This is a genomic window from Micromonospora sp. NPDC050417 (genome assembly GCF_044458865.1).
Lineage (GTDB): Bacteria > Actinomycetota > Actinomycetes > Mycobacteriales > Micromonosporaceae > Micromonospora_G.
Genome location: NZ_JBITIH010000035.1, coordinates 22,601 through 38,572, shown reverse-complemented (window position 1 = coordinate 38,572; position 15,972 = coordinate 22,601). Strand labels below are relative to the sequence as shown.

Genomic DNA, 15,972 nt, shown 5'->3' with positions numbered 1-15,972 from the left:
CTTCCATGTCGTTGGGCGGCCCGCCCTCAGAATGTCAGGCGGAATCCGGCCAGGAATTCAGAGCCGCAGCTCGGGCGAATGCAGTTCCAACCACGTGTGCAGGTCGAGCACCCGCTCCAAGCCTCCCCGCATCGCCACCGGCATCCGCGCCGGGTCCTGCTCCACGGCCTGCTGGGTCCAGTTCCTGTCGATCAACGCGAACACCTGCGCGTCCGGGTCGGCAATGAGTTCCTTCGCCTGCTGCTGCAACATTCCCGCGTACGCGGGGTTCTGCGTCGACGGGTACGGGCTCTTGACCCGCTCCACCACCGACCGTGGCAGCACGTGGGCGGCAGCTTGGCGCAGCAGGCTCTTCTCCCGGCCGTCCGACACCTTCATCGACCACGGCGTGTTGTACACGTACTCGACGAGACGGTGGTCGCAGAACGGCACCCGCACCTCGAGCCCGACCGCCATCGACAGCCGGTCCTTGCGGTCCAGGAGGGAGCGCACAAACCTCGTCAGGTGCAGGTGACAGGCGACCCGCATGCGCCGCTCGGATGCGGATTCCCCGTCCAGGTGTTCGACCTCGGCGAGCGCTGCGGCGTACTGGTCGGCGGTGTAGGCGCCGACGTCGAGCCGTTCTCGCAGGCCGGGTTCGATGTGGTCGGTACGTCCGGGCAGGGTCAGCGGCGGGATGACCGTCATCCACGGGAACGTGTCCGCGCGCAGTGCCGCCTCGTGGTGGAACCAGGGGTACCCGGCGAACACCTCGTCGGCCGACTCTCCGGACAGGGCGACCGTGGAGTGCTCCCGGATCGCCTTGAACAGCAGATACAGCGAGAGGTCGAGGTCGCCGAAGCCGTTGGGGATGTCACGGGCAGCGACCGCCGCGCGCCGGACCGCAGGGTCGGACAGGACGGCGGGATCGAGCACCACGTCCCGGTGCACGGACCCGACGTGGGCCACGACGTCCCGCACGAACGGCGAGTCGGGGGTGTCTCGCATCTCGTCCGGGACGAAGTTGTCCTCCTGGCCGACGAAGTCCACCGAAAAGCTTCGCACCTGCTCGCCGCGCATGCCGAGCCGCTGCGCGGCGATGCAGGTGATCGCGCTGGAGTCCAGACCGCCGGAGAGCAGGATGCCCTGTGGCACGTCAGAGATCAACTGGTGGTCGATCACGTCGGTGAGCAGGTCCCGCACCCGGGCTACGGTGTCGTCGAGGCTGTCGGTGTGCTCGACCGCGCGCAGGCGCCAGTAGACGCGGTGCTTGATCCCGCTGAGGTCCACCGTGACCAGTGTGCCGGGCAGCACCTCGTGCATGCCCCTCCACAGCGCCCAGCCGGGCGCCTTGGTTTGGGCGAACAGCTCCCGTAGCCCGTCGGTGTCGACCACCTTGGGGGCCAACGGGTTCGCCAGGATCGCCTTCGGCTCGGAACCGAACAGGACGCCGTCCCGCGTCGGGTAGTAGAAGAGCGGCTTGATCCCCATGCGATCGCGTACGAGGAGAAGCTTCTGGTCACGCTCGTCCCAGATCGCGAACGCGTACATGCCCTCCAGGTGGTCCACGACGCTCTCGGCCCACTGCAGGTATCCCCGGAGCACGACCTCGGTGTCGCTGTCGGTCCGGAAGTTGTGCCCGAGGGCCTTGAGCTGTTCGCGCAGCTCCTGGAAGTTGTATACCTCCCCGGAGTACACCAGGGCGACGTCGCCCGCGGGTGTGGTCACGCTCATCGGCTGCACGCCGCCCGGCAGGTCGATGACGGCGAGACGCCGGTGTCCCAGCGCGGCGTGCGTACGCACGAAAGTGCCGTGGCCGTCAGGCCCCCGGCAGGCCATCGTCTCGGTCATCGCGTGGAGCGCGTGACCCTGGCGCGTCAGATCGGCGTCGAACGACACCCACCCGGCGATACCGCACATCTCATCCCCATTTCTACTGGTTTCGAGTGTCGCTCGTCGATCTGGTCAGGGGGTCGACGGCCACGGAACCGCCGCCGTGGCGGACACCGCGCGGGCACGCGCCGTGAGCAGTTCCACCACCGCCTCACGGTGCTCGTCCAGGTAGAAGTGGCCGCCCGTGAAGACGCGGAGGTCGCACGCGCCGTCGGTCGCGTCGCACCAGCCCTCGGCTTCCCGTGCGGTGACTTCCGGGTCCCGGTCGCCGTACCACACGGTGACCGGGGTCCGCAGCCGCGCCCCGGGGAGCGGCCGGTAGGTCTCGCTCACGCGATAGTCGGATCGAATGACCGGCAGGAACGCCTGGATGAGCGCCGGGTCGTCGAGAATGTCCAGGTGCGTGGCCTCGGTGCGACGCAACTCCTCGACCAGCTCGTCGTCGCTGCCGAGGTGCACCCGGCCCGGTCGCGCCAGGTGCGGGGCGGGGTGCCCGGAAACGACCAGCGCCGCCGGCGGGTCGCCCGCCGCTGTGAGGCGGCGGGCGATCTCGTAGGCGACGACCGCGCCCATGCTGTGTCCGAACAGGATGCTGGGCAGCGGCGGCCCGCCCACTACCAGGCCCGCCGCCAGGACATCGACGAGACCCCGCATGTCCGGAGGCACCGGCTCGGCGAACCGATCCTCCCGGCCCGGATACTGAACGCTCAGGAACTCCACGTCCCAGGGCGCCGACGCGGCCCACGACCGGTAGTAGCTCGCACTACCCCCGCCGTGCGGGAACAGCACCACCCGGGCCCGGGCGTACGGCCGGGGTGCGGGCCTACGAAAGGCTCCCAGAGACAGGTCGTCGACCGACATCCCGACTCATTCGCTCGCGACGGGCGACATGGAGATGCTCCAGAAGTCGGCGTAGCGACCACCGCGGCGCAGCAGCTCATCGTGGCTGCCCTCCTCGACGACCCGCCCGCCGCTGACGAAGACGACGCGGTCGGCGCGTTGGACGGTCCGCATCCGGTGCGCGACCATCACCACCGTCCGGCCCGCCATCAGGCGTTCGATGCCGTCGTGGACGGCCGCCTCGTTCGACGGATCCAGCGCCGAGGTCACCTCGTCGAGGAGCACGACCTGCGCGTTCTTCAGCAGGGCCCGCGCGATCGACACCCGCTGGCGTTCGCCGCCGGAGAGCAGCGCACCGCCCTCGCCGACGTCAGCGGCCCACCCCCCGGGCAACCGCTCGACGACCTCGTCGAGCCGCGCGGCGGTCGCCGCCGCCCGGACCTCGGCCTCGCTGGCGTCGGGACGGCCGAGCCGCACGTTCTCCTCGATGGTGCCGTCGAAGAGGTAGACGTCCTGAAAGACGATGGCGGTCTGCGCCATCAGCACCTCGGGGTCGATGTCGCGCACGTCGACACCGCCCACCCGCACAGCGCCGGAGTCCACGTCGTAGAAGCGGGCAAGCAGTTGCAGCAAGGTGGTCTTGCCCGCCCCGGACGGCCCGACGACGGCCAGCCGCTGACCCTGCGGGACCGACAGCGACACGCCGTCGAGTACCACGCGGTCACCGTGACGGAAGGTGACCGAATCGAACTCCAGGTCGAACCGCTGCGGCTGGACCGGCGAGGTCGCCTCAGGAAGCGGCTCGGTGCGCAGCACCTTGTCGAGCCGGTCCAACTCGGCGCGTGCGCCCCGGAGCTTGCCGCCGATGTCCGACAGCGACAACAACGGGTCCGCGCTCCGTGCGGCCAGCACCAGGACCGTCAGGACCTCCGCCACGCCGATGTCGCCACCGAGCGCGAGGTAGGTCCCCAGGACCAGCAATGCGGTGAAGACCGCCTGCACGGTGAGCGTTATGCCCACCGCGCCGGGCAGCACCGACAGCGTCTGTCGGCGGGAAGCCCGCTCGACGCCCTGTAGTGCGTCGTCGAGCAGGGAGAACCGTTCGCTGCTGCGACCGCCCGCCCGCAGCACCGGCTGGGCCTGCAGGTACTCGATGACCCGGGCGCTGGCCTCGTTGCTGCGCTCGGCGTTCTCGGCGTCGTTGGCGGCCATCGACCGCGCGGTCCGGACCTGGACGGCCACCACGAGCGGCGCCGCGACCAGCGCGGCGAGCCCCAACTGCCAGTTGAACGCCGTCACCACCACGATGATCGTCAACGGGGTCACGCAGGCGGAGATGAACGGCCCCAGCAGGTGCGCCGACACGCCCATCGCCGCGAGCAGGCCACGGCTGGCCATGACGGACACCTCGCCGACCCGGGCGGCGTTGTACCAACCGATCGGCAGGCGGGCCAGGTGCTCGCCGAGGCGGTGGTACATGCCCCGCAGCATCGTCGTCCCGACGCGCATGCCAGACAGGTCGCTGGTGTAGCGCAGCACCGCGTAGACCGCGACGCACGCCGCAAAAGCGATCAACCATGGCCAGGCGTCCGACGGTGTGGCTCCGAACAGTGCCCGCAGCACGGGCACCAGCAGCGCGTAGAGCAGACCCTCCACCACGGCAGTCGTGGTCATCAGGGCGACGGTGCGGCGCATCGGCTTGGCGTACTCGTCGCCGAGCACGCGCAGCAGCATTCTGATCATCGGGGCTGGTCTCCTTGCAGTACGCCACCGCGGGCATCGCTGTCGTCGGCAACCGTCGACTGCTGGGTCCGCCAGAACGCGGCGAACTTTCCGTCCTGGGCGAGCAGGTCGGCCGGCCCGCCGCGTGCGACGACCACCCCGTCCTCCAGCATCACGACGGCGTCGGCGTCGGCGATGGTCTCCAGACGATGGGCGATGACTAGGACGGTCCGGTCGCGCAGCGTCGCCAGAGCCTGGCGCACCGCCCGGTCGGTCTGTGGGTCGGCGAAGGCGGTCGCCTCGTCGAGTACCAGGACGGGCGTGTCGGCCGCCAGGGCACGCGCGATCGCGATGCGCTGCGCCTCGCCGCCGGAGAGCTTGACCTCGTCGCCGATCACGGTCTCGTAGCCACGGGGCAGTTCGAGGATGCGGTCGTGAATGTGCGCCAGCCGGGCGGCACGCACCACGTCATCGAGGTCCGCGTGCGGTACCGCCAGGGCGATGTTGTCCGCGACGGACGCGCGCAGCAGGCGGACGTCCTGCAGGACGAAGGACACCCTGCGGTAGAGCTCCTTACTGCCGATGTCGCGCAGGTCGACGCCGCCGAGGTGAACCGAACCGCCGGTGGGGTCGAAGAATCGCGGCAACAACTGGACCAGCGTGGACTTTCCGCTGCCAGAGGGCCCGACGAGCGCGGTGACCGTACCCGGTTCGAGCGTCAGGTCGATTCCACGCAGCACCTCGTGGTCGTCGTCATAGCCGAAACGGACGTCACGCAGCTCGACCCGGTTGTCCTGCGGGGGGACAGGGCGTGCCGGCTCCGGTAGCGCTTCCGTGCCCAGAACCTCGCGGATCCGGCCGACCGCCCGCCCGGCGGCCTGCATGTCGTCGAAGCCGTGGCCGAGGGCGGCGACCGGGGCGGTGAGGCCCAGTCCGAGCAGCAGGAAGGGCAGCAGGTCGGCCGGGGCCATGTCACCGGACGTGATCCGCACGGTGCCGCCGACCAGCACGACCACCAACACGAAGGGGGGCGACAGCGCCAGCTGCATCCCGGCGGCGACCGCGGAGACACCGCGCACCCACCGGGTGAAGATGTCGACGAAGTCGTCGGCGGCGCTGAGGAACTTGCGGTGAGCCCGCGCCGAGCCGCCGAACGCCTTCACCACGGAGATGCCCTGCACGAACTCCACCACGGAGCTCGCGATCCGGCCCATCGCCGAGTCGAAGTCCTTCTGCTCGCGCGTGCGCGCCGGGGTCATCAGCAGTGGGACGTGCGCGATGGCCAGCACCACGGGAATCAGGGTGATCAGGGTGAGTCGCCAGTCGATGGTCAGCAGGTAGACCAGCGACACCAGCGGCACGACGAACGCGGAGACGAGTTCGCCGGGAGCGTGGGCGATGAACGGGTGCAGGGCGTTGACGTCCTCGCCGACCACCTTTGCCAGCTCGCCGCTGCGGCGGCGGGAGAACCAGCCGATGGGCGCGCGGCCAAGGCTGGCGGCCAGTTCCCGGCGCAGCGAGAGCTGCACCTTCCCGTCGAGGATGTGGCCGAGTCCCGACGACGCGCCGGTGAAGACCAGCCGGACGAACAGACCGACCGCGCCCAGGAGCACGACGGTCCAGACGTGGTCTCGGTCGACCGGGCCGGGCGCCAGAAGGGCGCGACCCAGCTCGACGACCGCGAGCAGTGGTGCCAGCCCTGCGACGGCGCCGACGACCTGCAGAGTCGCGACGACGGCGAAACTTCTGACGTGCGGACGCAGCACCTGTCCCGGGTTCACAGGCGGCGAGGCCGCAGAGGTGGCTTCCGATGACGGCGGGGAGTGCTCTCCTGCCACAGCGGAGTGGATCGCGCTCATCGCTCTCCCATCCCTTTTCGTACGCGTACGATATTACCTTACCCTAGACGACCTTCAGCGCACCAGATCGGCCACCGTCAGCGGGTCCCCCGGTTCCGGGTCGGCCACCTCGGGATAGCCGATGGCCTCGGTCAACTCCTTCCAGGCGTTGGCGACGGTCAGGTGGCGTTGGCTGCCCTGCAACGGGTCGACGCCCGCGTCGACGCGCTTGCGCAGGTCATCCAGGGCGGTCACCACCCCCTCCCCCCACAGGTCGTGCACGACGGTCGCCCAGGTGGGTGTCTCAGGAGCGCCCACATAGTCCGCGGTCGGGCCGAGGACGTCCGACCACCGCACGTCGGTGCCCGACGCCCCCGTCATGAACCGACCCACCGGGTCCGACGGCGCACGCAGCACCGGACTCCACAGCACCGGGCCGTGGGTGTTGGCCAGCATCAGATTGCCCGCGTCGGTGCCAACGGTGATCCGGTGCATCAACAGGCTCGTACTGTCGTCCCCCGCCTGCATCCGGTTCTCCACCCGCAGCGTCAGCGGTACGCCCGCAACCTGCCCGTCCACGCTGGTCAGCGGTCGACCCGGCCGGTCGCCTATGGCGTACAACGACCACGGCCGCAGTCCGTCGAAGATCTCGGCGAGGATGTCGAGCAGGTCGAAGCAGACCTGCACGGCGCACACCGCGTCGACGAACACCGGCTTGCGCGAGCGGACCAGCCTGCGGGCGGCCGAGGTGAACCGCCGAACCGGTTCCACATGCGGGTAGAACGTGTTCACGAGGTACTGGACCCCGGCGCGGCGCGCCTCCCGCAGACACTCGGCCAACTCCGCCGGGTGCACCGGATGTTCCTGGAGCACATGGATACCGCGGGCGAGCAGAGCCTTGGCCAGTTCCGCCCCCGACCCACCGCTGACCGCGGTCGACACCACGACGCAAGCGGCATCGATGTCGTCGGGCAACTGTGCGACCGAGGAGTACAGCGGGACGCCGTACTCCTGCGCGAGCGCCGCGGACCGGGCACTGCCCCGGGCGACGATGCCCGCGAGTTCGAACAACTCCGGAGCGCGGGCGATGGCCGCCAGGTAGACCTGGCCGAACCGCGTGCCGCAGACGACGACGCGCATCGGACTCGACAGCGCGCGAGTCATCGGCTCTCCACCGGCCCGGCCGTGATCGCGACCACCGGCCGCGCCGCGTCGGGCGGCTGCACGCAACTGACCTGGTCACCAGGGATGTCCACGACCGTCACCTCGCCCAGGCAGACCTCACGCCAGAAGCTGGCCACGTCCTCCTCCGGACCCGAGAGGAAGCGCCCGGACTCCACGGGCCGGAGAAGGGTGACGTCTCCGGCGTACGGTTGCGGCTCGTAGCGCGGGACGCGGTGTCCGGACACGACGGTCAGCCGCACCGTCGCGCCCGCCTCGCTCAGCGCCCTGGCCAGTTCCAGCGCGACCGGGGCTCCCAGGCAGTAACCGATCACCTCGACGTCGTCGAACCCAGCGGCTCGTACCTCGCCCGCGTAGTCGACAGCCAGGTCCTCGACCAGAGTCGCCGGGTCGAGCCCGAGGAGGCGGCCACTGTCGGGCACGGCGAGCCCGAACACCGGTCCGCCCGCAGCGAGCCCCTGGGTCAGCGCCCGCAGCGCCGCGAGCGTGCCCGTGCCGTCGTGCACGAGCAGCCGCACCGGTCCGGGGCCCGACCCGGCGAGCGGGACCAGCGGCGACCGCTGGGCCGTCCCGGAGGCGCCCGGCTCCTGCTCCGGCGCTGCGCCGGGCCCCAACCGCTGTGCCAGGCCGGCAACCGTCGGCGCGTCGAGCAGTGCCCGCAGCAACACGTCGAAGGGGACCCGTGCGGCCTCGGGCACGTGTTCGCGGACCTGTCCGACGAACCGCGCGGCCAGCAGCGAGTTGCCGCCCGCGTCGAAGAACCCCAACTCCCGGCTCGACGGCTGGCTGCCGAGCACCTCGCCCCACAGCTGGGCGATCCGCTGCTCGACGCCGGGCAGCGGCGGTTCGGCCGGCCCGCCGGGCGCCGTGGTCGCCACGGGTGCCGACTGCAGCAGCCGCTTGCGGTCGACCTTTCCGTTCGCGGTCAGGGGCAGCGTCTCGACGACGCGCACCCGCGCGGGGACCATGTGTGCGGGCAGCCGGTCGGCCACCCAGGTGACGAGTTCGGTGGGGTCTGCGGTCCCGGGCGAACCCTCGGGCACCACGAAGGCGACCAGTGCCCGTTGAAGCGCGTCACTGCCCGAGGCCAGCACCACGCAGGTGCCGACCCCGGGGTGCCCGCCGAGCACCGCCTCGATCTCACCGAGCTCGATCCGGTGGCCACGGATCTTGACCTGCTGGTCGGCGCGGCCGAGGAACTCGATCTCACCGTCGGGCAGGTAGCGGCCGAGGTCGCCGGTACGGTACAGCCGCTCCCCCGTCTCCGGGTGGTGGACGAACCGCTCAGCCGTACGCTCAGGGTCGTTGAGGTAGCCGTCGGCCAACCCGGTGCCCGCGATGAACAGCTCGCCCGCGACCAGGTCGGGCCGGTCGCGCAGCGCGGAGTCGAGCACGTGGAAACGCTGGTTCGCCAGCGGCAGTCCGTACGGGATGCTGCGCCAGTGCGGCTCGACGGCGCGGATGCGGTGGTAGTTCGACCAGATCGCCGCCTCCGTCGCCCCACCCAGGCTGACCAGTTCGGCGCCGGGCACGTGCCGTCCGGCATGGCCGGGCAACGACAGCGGGATCCAGTCCCCCGACAGCAGCGCCAGCCGCAGACTGGACAGGTCGGCGTGTTCGATGTCCAGGTAGTGCATCAGCATCTGCAACTGCGCGGGAACGGAGTTCCAGAGCGTGACGCCGTACGCGGCCACCATCGCCGCCCAGTGCGACGGGTCGCCACGGCGCGCAGGGTCGGGCAACACCAGGGCGGCACCGAGGGCCGGCGGGCCGAACAGGTCGTAGACGGACAGGTCAAAGCTCAACGCGGCGAGGCCGAGCACCCGGTCAGCACCGGTGACACCGAAACGCGTGTTGATGTCGTGCACGGTGTTGGCGGCGGCGCGGTGGCTGATCATCACGCCCTTGGGAACCCCGGTCGATCCCGAGGTGTGCATGACGTAGGCGAGCCCGGTCTGCGCCACCTGGATGTCGTCGGGGATCTCCGCCACGGGCACCGGCCGCGTGTCCGCCACGTCGACGGCGCGGACCTCCTCGGGCAGCGGACCGGCCGTGGCACCCGCGACGACGGCGAACCGGGCACCGCTGTCGGTGAGGATCCGGTCCCGACGAACCGTGGGTTGGCCCAGGTCGACGGGGACGTACACACCGCCCGCCAGGAGCACGCCGAGCACGCCCACGGCCTGGTCCAGAGATTTGTCGATCAGGACGCCGACGAAGTCCCCCGGGCGGCACCCCATGGCGCGCAACCGCTCGGCGACCCCGGCGGCGCGGCCCAGCCAGTCCCCGTAGGTCAACGAACCTGCGGTGTCGACCACGGCCACCCGGTCGGGGTTCTGACGGGCGTAGGCCACCAACGGCCCATGCAGCAGACCGTCCGGCACGGGCGTGTTCGTCGCGTTCGCCGCGGTCCGGCGGGCACGCTGCCCGCGCGGCAACGGCTGTGGTTCGACCTCGGCCCACGGCGCGTCACGCTCGGCCAACCGGTGCAGCAGTCCCAGGAACGCGGCGAACATCTCGTCCACCAGGCCGTCGGGGAAGACCTCCTCCCGCACGTCCCAGTTCATGTCCAGGCCGCCGAACTGGTCACCCACCTGGCAGTCGATCCACACCTGCGGCGTCTGGCTGATCCCGTACGCCGGTCTCGGCTTGCGGCCCGCAACCGACGGCAGGCCGCCCCCGACTCCGATACTGCCGGTGAACACCACCGGCAGCACAGCGGCGGCCTCCCGGCCACGGCGCCGGGCCAGCTCGCGCAGCACCTCCACGCCGCTGAACAGCCGGTGATCGAGGTCGTCGAACACCCGCTCACCGAGAGCGCGGGCCCGGTCGACGAAACTCGTCCGGCCCACAGGCTCCACGGCGAGCACGCTCAGCGAGGTGAAATCGCCGAGCAGCCGGTCGACGTGAGGGTGCAACGGCATTCGGTTGAGCACCGGCAGCCCGATACAGAACCGGTCGGCACCGCTCCAGCGGCCGACAGTCTCCGCGTACGCGGCCAGCACGGCGTTGGCCGGGGTGATGCCATGCTCGGTCGCGCGCGTCTTCAGCGACTGCCACACGCGGTCGTCCACCGTGGCGGTCAGGCGGCGGAACCGCGGGGCCGCCGTGGCCGGGTCGTGGTCGTCGCGCAGCGGGAGCGCCGGGGCACCGGGCAGCTCGTCGAGGCGCTCCAGCCAGTAGGCGCGGTCGCGCGCGTACTCGTCGGAGTCGCGCAGTCGGTGCTCGGCCAGGACGTAGTCGCGGAAGGTGGCGTCCACCGGGGGCAAGACGTCGTCCGGCTGTTGGTAGCGGCGGTCCAGTTCGGAGAGGACGATCTGCAGGCTGAGCCAGTCAAGGGCCATGAAGTCCACGGACACGTGCAGCACGCTGCGGTCACCGGACAAGGTGAGGCGCAGTTCGTACATCGGACGCTCGCCCGTGGGGTGCACCTTGTGCGACAGCTCGCCACGCACCGCAGCGATCGCTTTCTCCACGGTGTCGGCGGACGCCCCGCGCAGGTCGACGACCGCGATGCCGGTGCCCGGCGGCGCGGGCAGCACGCACTGGGAGCCGTCCTGCCGGATGACGGTCCGCAGGGTGTCGTGGCAGCGCACCAGGGCGTCCCACGCCTGTCGCATCCGATCCGGGTCGATGCCCGCGGGGTACTCGAACTCCTGGTAGAGGTGGCAGGAGACGCCGCCGTAGTCGAAGGCCGGGTTACGGCCGAACAGGTAGGCCGACTGGATGTCGGTCAGTGGGAAGGGCTCGTCCCGCGCCTCGGGCTGGTCCCGCCACACCGAACCGGTCGTCGACGCGGGGTTCGCGGCGGTGTCGGCCATGCTGGCCAGCAACTCGCTCTTGGTACGGCGCAGCAGGGCGAGGCGTTCGTCGGTCATGACGCCCTGGGGGGCGCGGAACCGTAGCTGCTGGCCCTCGCGCCATACCCGGATACCCGCGTTGGCGAACTCGTCGAGCAGGTCGCTGGCGTTCACACCGCACCTTCTTCGAAATCCTCGGCACTGTCCCAGCCCGCAGGCTGGGGCTGGCCCGCCGCGTCACGCAGCTCGTCGATGAGCGCGCCCAACCCGGCAACGCTCGGCGTACGCATCACATCGCGCATGGGCAGGTCGACGCCCCACATCCCGCGCACCTCGGCGACGAAACGAGTGGCGAGCAGGCTGTCGCCGCCGAGCCGGAAGAAGTTCTCGTCCCGGCCCACCGCGTCCAGGCCGAGCAGCTTCACCCACCGTTCGGCGACGAAAGCCTCGGTGCCGCCCCTCGGCGTGTCGCCCACGTCGCGGGGCCGGTCGACGGCCTGCTCCAGGACCACCTGGATCCGCCGCCGATCGACCTTGCCGTTGGCGCTGAGCGGCAGCGCCGGCAACACGGCGACGTGGGCGGGCACCATGTGCTCGGGCAGCCGGTCCTCGACCCACCGACGCAACCGGTCCACGTCGACGCCACCCGCTGTCGCGGGCCGATCAGCGGTCAGCAGGATCTCGCCGGTGGCCTCGGTACGCAGCACCCGTACGTCGCCCAGTCCGGCTGCCGTACACGCCCGCGTCCATCGCTCGGGGCCGTGGAGCCACCCGGCTGACCTGTCCTCGTCGAACCGGCCCGCCCGCGCCTCCAACGGCAGCGCCGTCGCCAGCGCGAGTGGTGTCGGGTGAGCGCGTTCGAGCAGGTACAGTCGCCCGCCCGGGGCGAGCAGCAGCGCCATGACGGCCACGGCCGTCTCCGGATCGGACATCCGGTGCAGGACGCTGTTCGCCACGATCGCGTCGAAGGCGTGGACGTGCCGCGCGACGATCGCGTCGGCACCCTGCACCGCGACGCGTACGCGGCGACCGCGCTCGCGCAGCAGCGTCTCGGCCTTGGCCAGCGCGGGCTTCGAGGCCCCGAGCAGGGTGTAGTCGACTGCGTCGTCGGGCAGTGCCGCCAGCAGCCGGGCGGCGCCGCGACCGCTGTCGGCCTGCCACTCCCCGACGGCCTGCGGCGACGTGCCCCCGCGCTCCCGCAGGTCCTGCGCGACCGCGGCGAGACACTCGGCTGTGGCGGGCATCAGGTCGTTGAGTGCCTCCGGGGCCAGCACCGGGTCGTCCAGCAACGCGGTGGCGTCGGCGTCGCCGGAGACGATGGCCGTGTAGAGCGGCGCGGCCCACTCCAGGGTCGTCGCGACCTGTTCCAGGCGGGTGCCCCGGGCGCATTCGCGGACTCGCTTGGCCCATGTCGGGTCGGTGACCTCGGCCCACCGCGGCCCGTGCGCGTACCCCCGGTGCGGGTGGGACAGGACGTCGCGGTTCGCCAGATATTCGAGCCAGATGTCGACGACCGGGCGTTGTCCGGCGCAGACGGACAGGGACGTGGTGCCGGGTGCGATCAGCGGCGCGACGACCTCTGTCAGCAGCACCTCCACCAGTTGGTGTTCGAGCAGGAGCGGGTCGGCGTCCGCCGCCGCCGCGCTGGTCGCGGGCGGCAGGAAATCGTTGGCCGTACGCACGGCGGCGCGCTCGACGTCCGAAAGTCCGGATTCGGACGTGGAGGACCGCTCGACCACGGCGGCGACCACTTCGCGCCGTCCTTCGGTGACGACGACGGCGACGGCCTGGGTGACCTCGGGGTGGGTTTGGAGGCAGGACTCGATCTCCCCCAGCTCGACCCGGAAACCGTTGATCTTCACCTGATGGTCGAGGCGGCCCAGGAACTCCAGGTTGCCGTCGGGCCAGTAACGGCCGAGGTCGCCGGTGCGGTACCAGCGCTCTCCGTCCACCACCGGGAAACGAGCCGCGCTCAACTCGTGGTCGCCCCGGTAGCCCAACGCCACACCGGCGCCGCCGATCCACAGCTCGCCGGGCACCCAGTCGGGGCAGTCCCGGCCACGGCTGTCGACCACACGGAACTTCTGGTTCCGCAGCGGGGTGCCGTACGGGATCGACCGCCAGCCTTCGGGTACCTCGGCGACCTCGTAGGAGTTCGACCAGATCGCCGCCTCGGTGGCGCCGCCGAGTGAAACGAACCGGCACCGCCCGTCCGTCGCGCCGGCCAGCCTGCCGGGCAGGTCGAGCCCGATCCAGTCACCAGAGAGCAGGGCCAGTCGCATCGTGCCGGGCAGCGGGGCCTCGCCTGCGGCGGTGAGCAGCATGTCGAGCAGGGCGGGAACGGTGTTCCAGACCGTCACCCCGTGCCGATGGCACAGCGTCAGCCACTCGGTGGCGTCACGCCTGCCCGTCTCGGGCACCAGGACCGCGGCGCCGCCCACGGCGAGGAACCCGAAGATGTCCCACACCGACAGGTCGAAGTCCAGCGCGGACACCGCCAGGACGCGGTCGTCGGCCCCGATGGCGAACCGTTCGTTGATGTCCTCGACGGTGTTGACCGCAGCGCGGTGGGTGAGCTCGACGCCCTTGGGTAGGCCGGTCGAACCCGACGTGAAGATCACGTACGCGGTGTCATCGGCGTCGGCCGGCACCGGACCGGCCAACGGCTCGGCCTGTTCGGCCGCGTCGATCGTCAGGGTGTCGACACCGGCCTCGGTCGGACCGAGCAGCCCGCTGCCGTCGAGGACCACCCGGGCGCCGCTCAGTTCGAGGATGCGAGCGCGCCGCTCGGCGGGCTGGTCCACGCCGACCGGGACGTACGCCGCACCCGCGGCGAGGACACCGAGCACGGCCACGATCTGCTGCGCACCCTTCGGGGCGACCACGGCCACGTACGAGCCGCGACCGGCACCACGCCGGGCCAGCGCGCCCGCGACCCGCAGGGCGCGTTCGGCAAGCTCGGCGTGGGCCAGCTCTTCCCGCTCGCCCCAGAGCAGCGCGGGCCGCCCACCCCGCTCGCCCGCCCGCTCGAAGAACCGCGTGTGCAGGAGGTTGACGGTGATCGCGCGGGTCGACGAGTTGACCGCCGCCCGTGTCTGTCGCGCCACGGCGGGCAGCGGAATCTCCGGCACCGCACCGCGCCACGTGCCCGTCAGCAGGTCGCGGACCAGCGCCTCGTAGGCGGACATCATCGCGTCCAGCATCCCGTCGGGGAAGAGCGCCTCGACGGCGTCCCACACCATGCGCACAGTGCCGTCGCTGGTGCGGTAGATCTGGTGGTCGAGCCAGACCTGCGGGGTCTGGGAGATCATCCACGTCGGCTCACCGAAGCGGCCGGCGAACTCCTCGGGTATCAACGGGGCGGACAGGTCGAGAGAGAAGACGACGGGCGCCGCGCGCGGCGAGTCCAGGTCGGCGCGGGTGAAGTCGCGCAGCACGTCGACGCCGGTGTAGGCGGCGTGCCCGATGTCCTCGTGCATCTGCTTCTGCAGGGTGCGTGCGCGGTCGACGAAGCTGTCGCCGGACAGGTCGACCTCGAGCAACACGAGCCCGGAGAAGTCGCCGACGAGTCGGGTCATGTCGGGGTGTGCGTCGAGGTCACGATCGAACAGCGGCAGGCTGAGCAGGAAGTGCTCGTCTCCGCTCCAGCGGCTCAGGACCGTGGCGTACGCGGTGGCCAGCACGGCCGCGGACGTCAGCCCCGCCGCACCCGCCCGCCGCTCCAGGTCCTGGCACTGATCCGCGGTGAGGTCGAAGGACCGGCGGACGAACCTCTGGACGGTGACCGCCTCGGGGTCGGCCGCCAGCGGCAGCTTCGGGCCGCCCGGTAACGACGGCAACCGCCGCCGCCAGTACGGTTCGGCCCGTTCGCGCTCGGCCGCGCGGGTGTCGGCCTGGTCCGCGAGGTACCCGCCGAAGGTGTAACCGATTTCGCCGAGAGCCTCCGGGGCGTCGTACAGAGCAACCAGGTCGGAGAGGACCACCCGGAAGCTTGCCAGGTCCACGGCCAGCAGGTCGATGTTGACGTGCAGCCGGTCCACTCCGCCGGGCAGCCGGGTGAGCAGCACATCGACGACCTCCCCGCGACCGACTTCCAGGATGCGGTGGGAGAGCCGGTCGCGGAGCGCCAGCGCTGCTGCGGTCGCGTCGGCTGCGGAGCGGTCGCGGAAATCGTGCACGGTCAGCCCCGGCCACGGGGTCTCCGGCAGGACCTGCTGGGTTGCGTCGTCGTCGAACCGCGCCCGGAGCATCGGGTGGCGCGCGATCAGCGCCCGGACGGCCTGTTCGAGCCGTCGGGGGTCCAGTTCGGATGCGTCGAACTCTAGGTAGTTGTGGCAGCCGACATCGCCGAGCGCGTGGTCGCCCGATCGACCGAACAGGTATGCCTGTTGGACGGGGGTGAGCGGGAAGGCTTGGTCCGGGTCGTGGTGGCGGGTCTCGGGCGTGCGCGGCGCGGGCGCCGCCGGGGCGGCGGGACCGAGCAGCCCGGCCCACGCCGACAGTCGCGGGTCGGAGGAGAGCTGCGCGAACGTGACCTCGGCGCCCGCGCCGTTGAATGCGGTGGTGAGCCGCATCAGGTGCAGTGACTGCAGGCCGAGTTCGAACAGGTTGCCGTCGTCGTCCGCCGCGGTCAACTCCATGCCCAGCATGTCGGACACCGCGGTGCGCAGGGCGTCCCGGTCCATCCCGGCGTCCCGTGTCATCGCGCCGCGGTCAGC

General features: G+C 71.3%; 7 protein-coding genes. All 7 read right to left on the bottom strand.

All coding sequences use genetic code 11. The features are described 5' to 3' along the window. Positions 1–57: 57 nt before the first annotated feature. Positions 58–1,899 (bottom strand): asparagine synthase (glutamine-hydrolyzing), encoded by a 1,842-nt coding sequence (gene asnB / locus ACIBF5_RS30465; RefSeq protein ID WP_396816387.1) that lies wholly within the window; start codon positions 1,897–1,899, stop codon positions 58–60. 45 nt (positions 1,900–1,944) lie between these two features. Then, positions 1,945–2,733, bottom strand: a complete 789-nt coding sequence (locus ACIBF5_RS30460) for a thioesterase II family protein (protein ID WP_396816386.1) — start codon at positions 2,731–2,733, stop codon at positions 1,945–1,947. A 6-nt stretch (positions 2,734–2,739) separates the two neighbouring features. Next, positions 2,740–4,455: an ABC transporter ATP-binding protein gene (locus tag ACIBF5_RS30455; protein WP_396816385.1), complete on the bottom strand. Its 1,716-nt coding sequence runs from the start codon at positions 4,453–4,455 to the stop codon at positions 2,740–2,742. Beyond that, a complete protein-coding gene (locus tag ACIBF5_RS30450; protein WP_396816384.1) occupies positions 4,452–6,215 on the bottom strand; it encodes an ABC transporter ATP-binding protein in 1,764 nt (587 codons plus the stop codon). Before ACIBF5_RS30450 ends, ACIBF5_RS30455 begins: the two co-directional genes overlap by 4 nt. A 132-nt stretch (positions 6,216–6,347) precedes the next feature. Then, positions 6,348–7,436 (bottom strand): Gfo/Idh/MocA family oxidoreductase, encoded by a 1,089-nt coding sequence (locus tag ACIBF5_RS30445; RefSeq protein ID WP_396816383.1) that lies wholly within the window; start codon positions 7,434–7,436, stop codon positions 6,348–6,350. Then, positions 7,433–11,428, bottom strand: a complete 3,996-nt coding sequence (locus ACIBF5_RS30440; RefSeq protein WP_396816382.1) for an amino acid adenylation domain-containing protein — start codon at positions 11,426–11,428, stop codon at positions 7,433–7,435. The genes ACIBF5_RS30445 and ACIBF5_RS30440 overlap by 4 nt, the downstream gene beginning before the upstream one ends. Further along, a complete protein-coding gene (locus ACIBF5_RS30435; RefSeq protein WP_396816381.1) occupies positions 11,425–15,957 on the bottom strand; it encodes an amino acid adenylation domain-containing protein in 4,533 nt (1,510 codons plus the stop codon). Before ACIBF5_RS30435 ends, ACIBF5_RS30440 begins: the two co-directional genes overlap by 4 nt. Positions 15,958–15,972: the final 15 nt, after the last annotated feature.